The organism is Segatella copri, assembly GCF_019249765.2.
Lineage (GTDB): Bacteria > Bacteroidota > Bacteroidia > Bacteroidales > Bacteroidaceae > Prevotella > Prevotella copri_K.
Genome location: NZ_CP152484.1, coordinates 627,898 through 642,802, shown reverse-complemented (window position 1 = coordinate 642,802; position 14,905 = coordinate 627,898). Strand labels below are relative to the sequence as shown.

The 14,905-nt window shown below is 46.4% G+C and carries 11 protein-coding genes; 5 read left to right on the top strand and 6 right to left on the bottom strand.

Translation table 11 applies throughout. The features are described from left to right. Positions 1-322: 322 nt before the first annotated feature. Positions 323-1,630, top strand: coding sequence for an exonuclease SbcCD subunit D (locus tag KUA46_RS02640; protein ID WP_218487043.1), 1,308 nt, complete (start codon positions 323-325; stop codon positions 1,628-1,630). Continuing rightward, positions 1,627-5,082 (top strand): AAA family ATPase, encoded by a 3,456-nt coding sequence (locus tag KUA46_RS02635; RefSeq protein ID WP_218487044.1) that lies wholly within the window; start codon positions 1,627-1,629, stop codon positions 5,080-5,082. Before KUA46_RS02640 ends, KUA46_RS02635 begins: the two co-directional genes overlap by 4 nt. Positions 5,083-5,179: 97 nt before the next feature. On the opposite strand, the gene panD is transcribed toward KUA46_RS02635, so the two are convergent. Both panD and panC read right to left on the bottom strand, forming a co-directional pair. Further along, complete coding sequence (panD, locus tag KUA46_RS02630; RefSeq protein WP_089545082.1) at positions 5,180-5,524, bottom strand: aspartate 1-decarboxylase; 345 nt, start codon at positions 5,522-5,524, stop codon at positions 5,180-5,182. 60 nt (positions 5,525-5,584) lie between these two features. Further along, entirely contained in the window at positions 5,585-6,436 is an 852-nt protein-coding gene (gene panC / locus KUA46_RS02625; protein WP_022120920.1) for a pantoate--beta-alanine ligase, read from the bottom strand. A gap of 174 nt (positions 6,437-6,610) precedes the next feature. Between panC and KUA46_RS02620 the strand changes: the two genes are divergently transcribed. Genes KUA46_RS02620 through KUA46_RS02610 form a run of 3 tightly spaced genes read left to right on the top strand, consistent with a single transcriptional unit; the run spans position 6,611 to position 9,128 of the window. Further along, complete coding sequence (locus KUA46_RS02620) at positions 6,611-7,423, top strand: glycogen/starch synthase (RefSeq protein WP_022120921.1); 813 nt, start codon at positions 6,611-6,613, stop codon at positions 7,421-7,423. Positions 7,424-7,458: 35 nt separating this feature from the next. Next, entirely contained in the window at positions 7,459-8,946 is a 1,488-nt protein-coding gene (locus KUA46_RS02615; protein WP_153093356.1) for a DUF4270 domain-containing protein, read from the top strand. Positions 8,947-8,981: 35 nt separating this feature from the next. Beyond that, on the top strand, positions 8,982-9,128 hold the full coding sequence (locus KUA46_RS02610) for a hypothetical protein (protein ID WP_022120923.1): 147 nt from the start codon (positions 8,982-8,984) through the stop codon (positions 9,126-9,128). 568 nt (positions 9,129-9,696) lie between these two features. Here KUA46_RS02610 and KUA46_RS02605 read toward each other — a convergent pair. The 4 genes from KUA46_RS02605 to KUA46_RS02590 all read right to left on the bottom strand — a co-directional run bounded on the left by KUA46_RS02605 (position 9,697) and on the right by KUA46_RS02590 (position 14,731). Continuing rightward, positions 9,697-10,500, bottom strand: coding sequence for a hypothetical protein (locus KUA46_RS02605; protein WP_022120924.1), 804 nt, complete (start codon positions 10,498-10,500; stop codon positions 9,697-9,699). Between the two features lie 184 nt (positions 10,501-10,684). After that, entirely contained in the window at positions 10,685-13,195 is a 2,511-nt protein-coding gene (locus tag KUA46_RS02600; RefSeq protein ID WP_218487045.1) for an ATP-dependent helicase, read from the bottom strand. Between the two features lie 75 nt (positions 13,196-13,270). Beyond that, complete coding sequence (mtgA, locus tag KUA46_RS02595) at positions 13,271-14,005, bottom strand: monofunctional biosynthetic peptidoglycan transglycosylase (RefSeq protein ID WP_022120926.1); 735 nt, start codon at positions 14,003-14,005, stop codon at positions 13,271-13,273. A gap of 36 nt (positions 14,006-14,041) precedes the next feature. After that, on the bottom strand, positions 14,042-14,731 hold the full coding sequence (locus KUA46_RS02590) for an OmpA family protein (protein ID WP_119229376.1): 690 nt from the start codon (positions 14,729-14,731) through the stop codon (positions 14,042-14,044). Between the last annotated feature and the right edge of the window lie 174 nt (positions 14,732-14,905).

The following is a 14,905-nucleotide window of genomic DNA, read 5'->3' as shown; positions in this document are numbered from 1 at the left end:
ATTTAATCCTAGGAGAAATCTCCGTTCATAGACACTGAACCGACATTCAAAGTCTATAAACCGCCGTTCAAAGACACTGAACGGACATTCAATGTTTATGAACGAAGATTTCTACTATGCAAAGATACAACTTTATCAGATATAAAACAAGACTTTTCCTGAATATCTTTACTTTTCCGGCCATAATTCTTCGTTTTTTGAGCTTATTTCTTTGCGTATCCCAAATAATTGTGTTAACTTTGTAGTCAGATTGCAAGCCAAAAGCCAAAGGATTGCAAGCAAAAGACAAAGAAAAAGACTAAGATTAGACATTCTTATGAGTATGAAGATATTAGCAACCAGCGACTGGCATCTGGGCAACCTGTTTCACGGCAACGACCGTCTGCCGGAACACAAGCATTTCCTGAAATGGCTCCTGGAGCAGATAGCTGGACAAAAACCCGATGCTCTCCTCATAGCAGGAGACATCTTTGATAACGGAAATCCATCGGCAGCGGCACAGACCGTTTATTACGAGTTTCTTGCCGATGCTACCCAACTGTGCCCGAACATGCAGGTCATCATTACCGCCGGCAACCACGATTCCGCCAGCCGACTGGAGGCTCCACGTCCGCTGCTCACCCGATACCACGTGGAAATAAGAGGAAACGTAAGGAAAATCTGGCAGCAGGGAGAAAGCGGGGACGATGATAAAACCGGCGGACATTGGATCTATTCCTTCGATGACCTCATCATCCCCGTAACCAACGAGGAAGGAGAAGAAGTCATCATCCTCGCCGTTCCTTTCCTAAGAAGCGATGTGGTGCAGAACGCCAGCTACTCGCAGGGTGTCAACGACTTTCTGAGAGAACTGACGGCTGAGGCTCGAAAGAAATACCCGGGCAGGAAGTGCATCATGATGGCACACATGTACGCCAAGGGTTCGGATATCGCCAAAAAGGATGCGAGCGAGAAAATCATCATCGGCGGACAGGAGGAAGTGGACCTGGAAGGATGGAACGACCATCCCGACTATATGACTTGCGGACACATCCACAAACGGCAACATATCTGGAACACCGACTGGGCAAGATATACGGGAAGTATCCTCCCAATGTCGTTTGCCGAGAAAGACTACACCCACGGCATCGACCTCATCACCATAGAACACGGAGAAGAGGAGGAAGGAAAGGAAACCGGCAAGAGCAAGGAATGGAAAGTAGATTTTCTGGAATACAAGCCTCAGCACGCCCTCCGCATCCTGCCCGAAAATGAGGAAGAGCTGACCTTCAAGAAATGGCAGAAGCTCATCAATTCTGAACTTTCAGAGAGAACAGACGGCGAACTGAGCGACCACTTTGACTACGTGATGCTGAAGGTAAAACAGGAGAAACTGACCAGCGATGACATCAAGGAACTGGAGAAACTAGTCAACGAAAAGGATGCCGTGCTCTGCAAAATCCAGCGCATCATCCCACAACTGGACCTCTCCACCATCCAGGGTTCCCAGCACATCACCAGCATAGAAGACATCATCAACCGTCCTCCGCTCGACACGCTGAAAGAAGCCTTCGCCATCAGACACAACGCTCCGATGAACGAAAGACAGGAGAAAATGTTATCCGATTTATTAACGACATCATCATTATGAAATTCCTACAACTCGAAATACTCAACCTCGCTTCGCTTGACAAACAGGGAGGCGAGGTCATCAACTTTGAAGAAGGTGCCTTAGGCGAGAGTACCATCTTCAGCATCGTAGGTCCGACGGGAAGTGGCAAGTCTACCCTACTCGACGCCATCTGCCTTGCCCTCTACAACCGCGCCCCTCGCTATCCCAGGAAGAAAGGCGACAAGAACCAGAACATCGAGATATTCGGAGCTGCCGATGCCAGCGAAAGTAACCGTCTGGCTCCTACCGACAGCCGAAACATCCTGACACGTGGCAAGAAAGAGGGCTACAGCAAACTCACCTTCCTTGCCAACAACGGCAGCATCTACCGCGCAGAATGGCACGTCAGATTCCAGAGAGTGCGCTACGAGAACGCCAAGACTGCGCTTTATAAAATCACGAGAAACGGCGAAGAGATAACGGAGGAAACTGCCGACTGGAACGAACTGCCGAACATCATCGGACTCGACTACGACCAGTTTCTCCGTACCGTACTCATCGCCCAAGGCTCGTTTGCCAACTTCCTGACGGCGAAGGAAAACGAGCGGTACGAACTCCTGGAAAAACTCATCGGATGCGAGGAAACTTATACGAACATCGCTACTGAAATCAAGAAGGCGAAAGACCAGGCGACGGATGCCTACAACCAGATGGCTGCATCGGTGGAAGCCGTAAAACAGAACCTGCTGAACGATGAAGAACTCGCCCAACTGAAGGAGGAAATCGCCCGGTTGGAAAAGGCAGAGAAGGAACTCAACAGCCAGTTGCAAGCCATCTCGAAAGACCTGCAATGGTTTGAGGAAAACGATAAGCAAATCAAGCAAATCGCTATCTACCAGACTGATATGCAGCAAGCAGCAGATGCCATTAAAGCGATACAAGCCCAGATTCTCCGTCTGCAGTTGCACGATGAAGTACAGCCAGCCGTCAACCTGCTGCAGGAAGTAGAACGACAGACGCAAAGCATCCACGAGCAGGAAGAAAACATCCAGAAAGCGGAAGGAAACATCAAAAGTCAAGAGTCTGCCATCAGCGAAAGCGAGAAAACTCTCACCAGTCTGAAGGAAGCAGTAAGCAAGGCACAGGAACAGCTGGAAAAGGCGCTGCCGGTCATCGCTGAAGCAAGGGCGCTGAAAACAAAAATGGAAGCGGCAATGCCGAATCTGAAAGAAAAGAAAGAGGCATTGGAGTTGGCGCAGAAAGAGAATCTAACTGCCCTGAAAGACGTGGAGGAAAACGCCCGAAACATCCAAAAATGGGAAGCAGAAACGGAGAAAGCGAACCTTGCCCTCAAAACGACAAAGGAAGAGATTGCCAAGCAGAAACAGGTTCTGCACGAAGCGACGCAAGCCGCTGAACAGGCTTGGGAGAAGGAAAGAAATAAGACTGCCGGACAGAACATAGAGGAACTGCAGAACAGCAAGACTGTAGCCGACAGGAAACTGCAGGACGTCCAGCAAGCCATCAAGGTTGTGGCTCATCTTGATACTGCCACAGCAGAAAAGCAGAAGAATGAGGAGCGCATCCTGTTCTTGGGCAAAAGAAATGCGAAGATAGATGAAGCGCTGGGCAAGTTGACCATCGAGGCTCTGACCCAAGAGACCCTGACGCTGAGAAATGCCTATACCCTCATGGTGAGCGAGAAATGGGAGATTCATCGTGCCAACCTGACCGAAGGCAAACCTTGTCCGCTCTGTGGCAGCACGACCCATCCTTATCATACCGACAACAGACAGTTTGAGGAAGCCACCACAGAACTCTCGCAACTTCTGAAAGTCAAGGAAGATCTGCTGAAACTGCAGCAGAAAGAGGAGAAGAATCTTTCCGGCGAGAGAAAACAGAACGACGGCGAAGTACAGACGCTCCAGAAACAACAGGAAAAGCTCTCGGAAGAAATCGCAACTTACGAAGAGGATTGGAAGGCGCTCATCGCCCAGTATCCAAAGATTCCAAAGGCTGAGGCAGAACTGAAATCGCTCTTGCCTATCTATGAAAACAAGGCGAAAGATGCGAGCAGCAAACTGAGCCTCTTTAACAAGATTCAGAAAGAGATAGAACGGCTGACCCAACTCAAGGACAAGGCTGTGAAGGATGAAGCTGCGTATGAAAGCAAGGCTTCTACTATACAGAACAAAACCCAAGAAAACACTTCAACCTGCACCACAAAACTGGCTGAGCAAAAAGCACTTACCATCAACCTCGTCTCGCAGCAAAAGAGTAAGGAGGAGGCTTACGGGAAGGCCCATCAGACATGGAATAGTGCCAAGAAGGAAATGGAGGAATGGCAGGAGAAATATAAGCAGATTCTGAATGGAGAAGAACCAGATGCGGCTGAACAAAGACTGACAGCTGCAAAGGATGAGGCAACGAAAGCAGCAGATAACCAAAACGAGAACATCAACAAACTGAAGGCAGAACTCGCCAACAGTAAAGGTTCGCATCAAACCATGCTGTCTCAGAACAAGACGATGAAAGAGAATCTGCAAGAGAAGGAAAAGGAACTCGACCTTTGGATTGAGGAATACAACAAGCAGCTTGAAGAAAAGAGCATCGAAGGAAAAGACTCCGAAGAGGAAGGCATCGAGGAAAGAAGTATCGAACCAAGCCTTATCGACCGAAATATCATCCGGGAGATGCTTCACTCTGCCGAAGATTGGAATGCCATCCGACGGGAAAAGGACGAAAAGGAGAAAGCCGTGGCTTCAACTACCGCCCTTTACCAGAGCGCAGAAAAGGCACATCAGCAGCACTTGGAACATCAGCCTGCCCAAACCCGTGATGCTCTCTTAGCCATTCAGCAGGAGTATCAGGAGAGAAGCCAGCGCAACGAACTGATTGCTGCCAAAGCCAGGATGCAGAACCATCAGGAAGCCGTGAAGCTGTTGGGTGACAAGGCTGGGGCCCTGCAACTCGTAACACAGGAAAAAGATGACTGGACAGCCATCACGGATGCCATCGGAGCAGACGGCAAGACGCTGCGCAAGATAGCCCAATGCTATACGCTCAGTTTCCTGATAGCGCACGCCAACCAGGAAATCAGAAAGTTCAACAGCCGTTACGAACTGCAGCAGGTAAAGCATTCGCTGGGCATCCGAGTCATCGATCACGACCGTGCCGACGATATCCGAGACACCACCTCCCTATCAGGTGGCGAAACCTTTATCGTGAGTCTGGGTCTCGCCTTGGGTCTGTCGGCATTATCCTCCCGCAACATCTCCTTCGAGAACCTGTTCATCGATGAAGGCTTCGGAACCCTCGACCCCGATACCCTAGCCACCGTCATCGACTCCCTCGCCATGCTGCAAAGTTCGCAAGGCAAGAAGGTGGGCGTCATCAGTCATACCGACACGATGAGCGAGCGCATCACCACCCAGATAAGGATTATCAAGAATGGCAACTCCGGCAGCAGCCATATCGAGATCTATCCGTAACCCATCGCAATTACACCTTAAATTATATAGTAATAAAACAAAAGAAAGGGTGTGCCATAAGTCCATGACACACCCTTTCTTTTGTTTCCATTGAATATTAAACCCTGTTTCCCTCTTTAGGGAAAACCACGGTTGGCTTGAAGGTCTTAGCCTCCTCAAAGTCCATCAGGGCATAAGCGATGATGATGACGGTATCGCCCACCTGCACCTTGCGGGCTGCAGCACCGTTCAGGCAGATACAACCGCTGCCACGCTCACCCTTGATAATATAGGTCTCCAAGCGCTCACCATTGTTGTTATCTACAATCTGAACCTTCTCGCCTGCTATCAGATTAGCAGCGTCCATCAAGTCCTCATCGATGGTGATGCTACCCATATAATTCAGGTTAGCCTCAGTTACGGTCACACAATGGAGCTTACTCTTCAATACTTCTATCTGCATTGTTCTGTTATTACTTGATCTGTTACGGATTAAACTTAATAAAGAATATCTATCGAGGAATTATCCCTTATACTTGATATGGTCGATGAGACGGATAGGAGTCTTACCGCAATAAACGGTGATGCAACCTACCACGTATGCACTATCCTCCCATGAAGAAACATCCTGCAGGCTGTCGCCATCCACAATCTGGAAATACTCTACCTCCAGACCCTCTACAGCATTGATGTCGGCAACTACCTTATCGTGAGTTTCCTGTACGGTATGAGTCTTGGCATACTCCACACTCTCCTTCAGAGCCTTATAGATGTTTGGCGCAATGGCACGCTCATCAGGAGCCAGCAAAGTATTACGGCTGCTCTTAGCCAAACCATCCTCATCACGGACAATAGGGCACTCAACAATCTGCACATCGCTGTTGATGTACTTCACGAGCTGCTTGATGACAGCAATCTGCTGCCAATCCTTCTCACCGAAATAAGCACGGGTTGGTCGAACGATATAGAAAAGACGGCTCACTACCTGACATACACCATTGAAATGACCCGGGCGCTTGGCACCCTCCATCACGGTTGAAACAGGTGGAAACTCAAAGTGGCGTGTATCTGGTGTAGGATACATCTCCTTCACCGATGGTGCAAACACATAGTCAGCACCACAAGCCTCCAAGAGCTTGCAGTCAGCATCGAGGGTACGAGGATAGCGATCCAAGTCACCCTGATCATTAAACTGTGTAGGATTCAAGAACACAGAAACTACAGTCACGCCATTTTCCTTTACACTGCGCTTAACAAGAGAGGCGTGACCCTCATGCAGCGCACCCATAGTTGGCACAAGGCCGATTTCCTTTCCCTCCTTACGACACATGAAGAGTTCGTTCTGGAGGTCAACAATCTTATTGAATACTTTCATCGTCATAATCTGTTTTCGGGTGCAAAATAACAACTTTTTTCTCAAATGAGAAAGAAAAAACCTAAAAATATGCGAATTATTGCCGAAAATAATGAATTTCGGAGAAAAAATGCCCCTATTTGAAGTTTTTTTTGTACCTTTGCACGTAATTCGTAAGAATAAAATTTAAATTTTATGGCAAAAAAAGTATTATTTATCAATCAGGAGATCGACCCATACGTAGCCGAGTCTCACATGTCAATCATGGGACGCGAACTGCCTCAGAAGATGCAGGAAGCAGGTTTTGAGATCCGCACCTTCATGCCTAAGTGGGGCACCATCAACGAGCGTCGCGGACAATTGCACGAGGTCATTCGCCTGTCTGGTATGAACCTTATCATCGATGATACAGACCATCCGCTGATCATCAAGGTTGCATCTATACCAACAACACGACAGCAGATTTATTTCATCGATAATGACGACTATTTCAAGAGCCGCCAGATGGGCACCGATGAAAACGGAAAAGAATATGCCGACAACGGAGAAAGAGCTATCTTCTTTGCACGTGGTGTATTGGAAACCGTAAAGAAGCTCCGCTGGCAGCCTGATGTGATCGTCTGCCAGGGTTGGGCTAGCGCAGTAGTGCCATTCTATGTAAAGACAGCCTACAGCGAAGAGCCTTCATTTGCAGAATCAAAGGTGATTACCGCTCTCTATACCAACGAACTCAAGGGTGAACTGGGTACCAACTTCAAACGTTGCGTTGCCTTCCGCGATGCCAAGTCTGAACTGCTTGACAGTTATCAGGACGACTTCGACTTCATTGAGCTCGGCAAACTCGCCATCGACTATAGCGACGGTGTGGTAGAAGGTGAAGAAGAAGCTACCCAGATTCTCGTTGATTATGCGAAGGAGAAGAACAAGCCTGTATTGGCTTATCCGGGAGAAGATATCCAGGAGCCATACGCAGACTTCATCAACAAGGTTTGTCCTGACGCAGAATAAAATTCCGACAACAGAGACACATACATTAAAGGATAATGAAAATTTTAAGACTCTTAACAGTATTAGTAATAGCAGCGCTTACTTTCGCTGCATGTGATGATACCACCGAGGGAATCGGTGGTAGCATCACTAATAAGATAGACAACATTAACATTTCTAACTCAGCGTTCAATGTTACCACAAAGTCTATAGTAGCAGATTCCGTATTGAGCCGCAACAACACGGGGCTCATCGGAAAGATGAAAGACCCGGAAACCGGCAACTATGTAAAGGGCGACTACATGACCCAGTTGAGCGTATTGCCTACTTTCTCTGTAGATACACTCGATTACATCAAGCAGGCAAACAAAGGTTCTATCGAAGCAGACTCATGCTACCTCCTGGTTTCATACAACGCCAGCTATGGTGATACTATCGCCCCAATGAAGGTGACAGCCTATGAGATGACAAAGCCGATGGCAGAAGATAAGGAGTATTACTCTAATTATGATGCCTTCAAGGAAGGCTGGGTAAACGAAAACAACCAGCATTGGAGCAGTAATTACAACTTGAGCAATACATCAGATGTCAAGAACTTCAAGATTTACTTGAATAAGAAGTACAAGAAAGATGGTAAGACATACAAGAACTATGGTTCTTACATCATGCAAACATACGCAGAACATCCTGAGTACTTCAAGACCAACTACAAGTTCCTGCACAACGTCTGCCCTGGCTTCTATATCAAGAATGTAGGCGGTACGGGCAACATGGCTAAGATCTGGAATACAGAGCTTATCTTCTACTGGACCCGCCACAAGACCATCAAGGCAAAGGACGGCGTTACAGACAGTACAGCTGTAAGCATCGGATACAACCGTTTCGATGGTACAGAAGAGGTATTGCAGCTCAACAAGATTGAGAACGATACCGAGAACTTGAAGAAGTTGGCAAGTAAGGATCAGGAGAAATGTACTTATCTCAAGTCACCGGCAGGTATCTTCACCGAGGTTACCCTCCCTATCGAAGATATCATGAAGGGACATGAGAAGGATACGCTCAACACAGCTACCATCTCTTTCCCACGACTCAACAATGACAACGAAGACAACCCATACAACTTTGCTACACCAAGCACCATCCTGATGGTTCAGAAAGACAGTTTGCAGTCGTTCTTCGAAAAGAGCAAGTTGGCTGACAACCGTACTTCTTATACGGCAAGCTACAGCAATACCGGCACCTACAAGAATGCCTATACATTCCAGAATATCGCCAACCTGGTTTCTGCCATGTATAAGAACAAGGGCAAGGGGGAAAACTGGAATAAAGTAGTACTGGTTCCTGTAAACGTCATCACAACCACACAGGGCTATACTACCGTCATCTCCAAGATCAATCACGATATGTCACTCGCTTCCACCCGACTCATCGTGGGTACGGATGATCCTAACAAGGATTATACCACAGACGAGAAGACTGGTAAGAAGGTGGCATCTGGTCCGATCCGAATCAAAGTGATTTACAGTAAGTTTAAAGAAGAATAAGCATTCATAACGCAAAGTAAAAAAGGAAACGAAACATGGCTGATAATTTTTTGGAGCGTCATCGCGAAGAATACGAAATACGCAAGGCTGCATGGCTCAAGAAGAAGAAACTATTCATGAAGTCAGGCAAGAAACAGAAGCCCCAGACACAGATGCCACGTCCTGAAGACGAAGCGTTATAAACACGAAAAAATTCAGAATCCTGAGAAAGAGGGTGTATCATAAAGCATTTGAATGTTTATGATACACCCTCTTAACTTTGCCGGTTAATCCTTAAAAACTGCCGCATAAGTACAATAAAAGCCACTTAATACAAAATAAAGCAAAATTAATTTGGAGTTTACCCATTTTTTTTATATCTTTGCATTGTGAACTTAAAAGTATTAAATATTAAACAGACAAAAAGCAATAAAATAAAAATAATCAAGATATTAGTAGAGATACTGGTCTATGGGTTTGACTTTTCTAAGAACTTGCATTTAAGGATACAAGATATTTGCAGGATACAAGTTACTTGCAATATATGAGATACTTGGTTTATGTTTATAGATAATGGAGAAATTACTCTCATAAAGAATTTGTTTTTAAGTTTAAACAAAAATGCTAAAGTTAGATGTTAGTAATTATAAGTCCCCGTAGTGACCGTGAGGCTACTGCGGGGACGCTTTTTCAATTTATAGTATATAGAAACAAAAAGGGCAAGACCAGAGATGGCCTTGCCCAATCTATTTTTATAACTCTTTATCTATATTATAAGATTCTACCTGTAAGAGAGAACTTCAAAACAGGATAAACCTTCAAGTCTTTTACAAACTTAGAGAGATCATCCTCGCCAGCATCTTCCAATGCCTTATTGATATCTATCTCGTTACCATTCTGGTAAACCTTGAGCTTACCCATGAACTGGCAACCCAACTCAAAGCGGCAACCGATACGGTTCTTAGGAACCAGACGACCGAAACCTAAACCAAGGTATGGACGAACATTCTTGCAACGGATATCGCCCTGAACATTATAGTTCTCATCGAGCTCCAAGTTGTAACCACCCAAGTTGGCTGATATAGCCTTACGGAACTGATTCTTCAATTCAGGAGTAGGCAAGTTCTCAGAGAACTGACGAAGTTCATCGGAAGAACCATTTACCTCAGCAATCTTCTCACCACCAATTGACAAACCAGCAGCGATAAAGAACTTGCTGCCACCACCGAATGGATACAGATTAGCCTTTACATTAAAGGTGGTACGGTCAAATGAGCCTTCTGCATGAATGGTTGCACCGGTTGGATAAGTAACATTAGGTAGTTGAGGCAAAGAACTGGTATTGACATCTACATCCAAATCACCAGACAGTTTGAAAGATGGCATGATGTTCACACCTGCTTCTACCTCAAGGAAGTTAGTAACAGGAGCAGCCACACCAACACTAATACCCTCGGTACCTGCACCCACGTTAAGACCTACATGGTTAAAGATACCGCGCTTGTAATCGCTCTGTGCCATTACACTTCCTACACCAGCAAGCAGAATTACTGCCATCATCATTAATTTCTTCATAATCGTTCTGTTTATAAGTTAAATATTAAACTCTTTTTTGCATATCGTTCGTAAATATGCTATAAATATAAACAAAAGTTACAAGAAGAACAAATAATTATAAAAAAATTAAGACTCTTTAGTACTTCAGCATACTAAAGAGCCCTAATATATGATTAAAAAACGCAAAATCAGACTACTGAACTTAATCTACTACCGTAAACTTGGCATATTTCAGCAGAAGCTGTTTGGTGCCAGAATGAACGAACTCAACCGTAGCCTTCGTATTCTCACCAGTACCTTCAATCTTCAATACTGTTCCCCGTCCAAAACGCTGATGTTCAATCTTCATTCCCTCCTGCAAACCACAAGAAGGACTGCCAGCAGATGAAGCTGTAGAAGAAGAAACTGATGCTGCAGAAGATCCAGTACCGCGAGAAGCAGGATGAGAAGAATGCGTCTCCATATAACGCTTAGCTGCATTCAGCGCTCTAACAGACTTGAAATTGCCTTCAGAGAGAGATGAGCGACCGGAAACAGACGAGCGTCCGGAAGTACGTGAAGTCTCCGGTTCATCATCAAAGAGAGAAGGCTTAGGATCTGCCACAAACTGCGATGCTACCGGTTTGGAATTCTGATACCTGCTACTGTATCTAGGCTGCTCAGCATCCTCCCACGGTCTGCGAGGACGTTGCGCTCTCGCCCACTCCGGCTGGTCAGACATAGAGCCAAACAAGCTTCCACCAGCCTCATCCTGGCTATCAATCAACTTGCCGTCAATCTCATCGATAAACCGACTCGGATTATCAAACTCCATCTTGCCATATCGCCAGCGGTTCTTGGCGTTCGTCAGGATACAATGTTTCTCAGCTCGCGTAATAGCAACGTAAAGCAATCTCCGTTCCTCCTCCAGTTCTCGGAGGGAAGCAGCAGAAAGCGGACTTGGGAAGATATTCTCTTCCAAACCAACCACGAAAACCGTAGGAAACTCCAGACCCTTGGCAGCATGAACCGTCATCAGAGAAACACGAGGTTCATCCTTATCACCATCACTGTCAGCATCGGTAAGCAGCGCCACATCCTGCAGATAATCCTGCAGGAAGAGTTCATCAAACCTACCCTCTTCACGGCGTTCCTCCACAAAAGCCGACATACCGCTCAAGAATTCCTCCAGGTTCTCCTGACGTGCCAGATCATCGGCATCCTTGCCCGACATGATATCCTGACTGATACCACTCTCCTTGATAATGGCATCACCCAATTCATAGACATCCGTAGTTTGAGCCCGTTCGATAAACGAAGAAATCAGCAATCTGAAGGTTTCCAGCTTGTTCATCGTACCCTTGGTAACCGCCAGTCCATACCGCTCAGGGGCACCGATTACCTCCCAGAAACTCACCTGGTTCTGATGGGCACAGTCAGCAATCTTCAGCACCGTAGTAGCCCCTATTCCACGTGCCGGATAGTTGATGATACGCTTGATAGCCTCTTCATCATCCGGATTCGCCACCAGACGGAAATAAGCAATAATATCCTTAATTTCCTTGCGCTGGTAGAAACTCAGTCCGCCATAAATGCGATAAGGAATACCCTGCTTTCTGAACTCCTCCTCGAAGCTGCGGCTCTGGGCATTGGTGCGGTAGAGAATGGCAAAATCACTATACTGGCATCCATCCTCGCGCCGGATACGCTTCACGTCCTTCGCCACAATCGCCGCCTCTTCCTTGTCGCTGTAAGCAGGCTTATACTGAATCTTCTCACCCTTCGCATTCTCGCTGAACACATCCTTAGGAATCTGGTTGCGGTTATGCTTGATCAGACTGTTAGCCGCCTCAACGATGGTCTGGGTAGAGCGGTAGTTCTGCTCCAGTTTGAAGAGACGCGTGCCCTGAAACTGGCGCTGATAGTTGAGAATATTATCGATATTGGCACCACGGAAACTATAGATACTCTGCGAGTCATCACCCACGGCACAAACACGCTGCTTCTCCTGACAGAGTTGCATGACGATAGACATCTGAACGTGATTGGTATCCTGATACTCATCCACCAGGACATAATCGAAGCGGGCGGCATATTTGTGGCGAATATCCTCATGCTCCCTGAAGAGCTGATAGGTAAGCGTCAGCAAATCATCGAAATCCATGGCATTAGCCTGCTTGCAGCGCTGCACGTAAGCCACGAAAATCTTACCAACCTCAGGCATCTGCGCACGCTTGTTCTGCTCGAAGATAGCCGCATCGCTCTCATAAGCCGCAGCACTCATCAGGTTGTTCTTCGCCATCGAAATCTTGGCATGAACGGCAGCAGGCTTATACTTTTTATCATCCAGTCCCATTTCCTTCACTATCGCCTTGATCAGCGAGCGCGAGTCACTTTCGTCATAAATGGTAAAGTTGTTGTTGAAGCCGATATGCTCAGCCTCCGCTCTCAGGATTCGGGAGAAGATGCTATGGAAGGTACCCATATAGAGATGCTGGGCGAGATCATTTCCCACCAGTTTTCCGATACGTTCCTTCATCTCCCTAGCCGCCTTGTTGGTAAAGGTGAGCGCCATGATGCTCCAGGGTTTCATGCCCTGGCTCAGGAGATAAGCTATCTTATAAGTAAGCACACGCGTCTTACCCGAACCTGCACCGGCTATCACCAGCGAAGGTCCGTCAATATATTCTACCGCAGCACGCTGCGCTTCGTTCAAGTCTTTCAGTAAATCCATGAATCAATATTTGAGGCAAAAAACTATTTTAAGGTCACCCCTATCAACTATAAACTATAAACTATCAACTAAGTATTACTTCCCCCTATATCCTCCCACAGCCGTGCCAGGGTCGAAATCTTCGCCCTCACGAGGGAAGGTAGGGATAAATCTCATCTGATGTTCTATCTGTCGCTGGCGCTTCTTCATATAAGCGCTAGGATGCAGCGAACTGAATTTGCGCGGATTAGGAAGTGTAGCTGCTATCAGCGCACACTCGCCACGAAACAGATCTTTCGCTTTCTTGTCGAAATGATATTCTGCAACCGCATCCACACCATAGATACCCGGTCCCATCTCAATGCTGTTGAGATAAACCTCCATGATGCGCTGCTTGCTCCACATCATTTCGATGAGGAAGGTAAAGTAGACTTCAAATCCCTTGCGGGTCCATGAACGGCCAGGCCACAGGAAGACATTCTTAGCAGTCTGCTGACTGATGGTACTGGCTCCATGCACCTTTCCACCACGTGCATTATTCTTCGCCGCACTCTCGATGGCATTGAAGTCGAAACCGTGATGCTTCAGGAATCTCGCATCTTCGCTCGCCATTACCGCCACTGGCATGTGAGGCGAAATCTTATCCATCGAAACCCAATGATGATGCAGGGTAATACTCTCTCCATCAGCTACTTGCTGAAAGCATCGGATAAACATCAGAGGAGTGACATATACAGGAATGAACCTATATGCCACTACAGCAAGAATGGTGGTACTGAAAAACAGCACCACCACCCATTTTACTATATTCTTGATTTTCTTCAAAATCATCTATTTAGTTTTTCCCTTCCGGGAGCATGAAACTTATTACTTCAATGTACCGTTGTTGGCTGCGTTAACCATAGCCTGGCTAGCATACATGTAAACCTCTACACGACGGTTCTGGGCGCAAGCAGCAGTAGTATTAACAACAGGGTTAGCAGAACCAAAACCCTGAACATTCTTTACCTGACGGCTGGTAACACCGCAAGAAGCGAGATAGTTGTAAACTGCCTCAGCACGCTTCTGGCTCAAAGGCAAGTTGATACCGTCATTACCTGTAGCATCAGTATAACCCTGGATAGAAACCTCACAGTCGGTATTGTTCTTCAATACACCGGCAAACTGAGCCAAATCAGTCTTTGCGCTGCTGCTGAGAGTAGAACCGTTAGTTGGGAAGAGGATACCAGAAGCAAATGTTACCTTAACAGCAGACAAGCCATTGGCATCTGTTACAGTCTCAACCTGTGCATTCTTCACCCGTTCAGCCTCAGCCTTCACCTTATCCATGTGCTTTCCGATGAGGTTACCAGCACCGCCACCAACAGCTGCACCGATAGCAGCACCAACAAGTGCACCTGTACCACGATGGCTATTATTGAGCAATCCACCAACGATAGCACCCAAAGCTGCACCAGAACCGGCACCTACAGCTGTACCAGTCTTCTGATTGGTTCCACAACTTGAGAAAAGCAAGCACAAAGAGAGGCCTGCAACTGCAAAATTAGTCTTTTTCATTTTAAAATCTCCTATATTTATGTTATTTAATTGCAAAGATAACTCTTTTTTCTCCATAATGGAGAGTTTTCTAATATTTTTTTGTATTTTTGCATGCAAATTTAAGGGTATTTGTCGAAATAGAGCTAGGAAATCACCTATTTGGGGGTGGAAAATCCCTAAAAGTAGGATTTC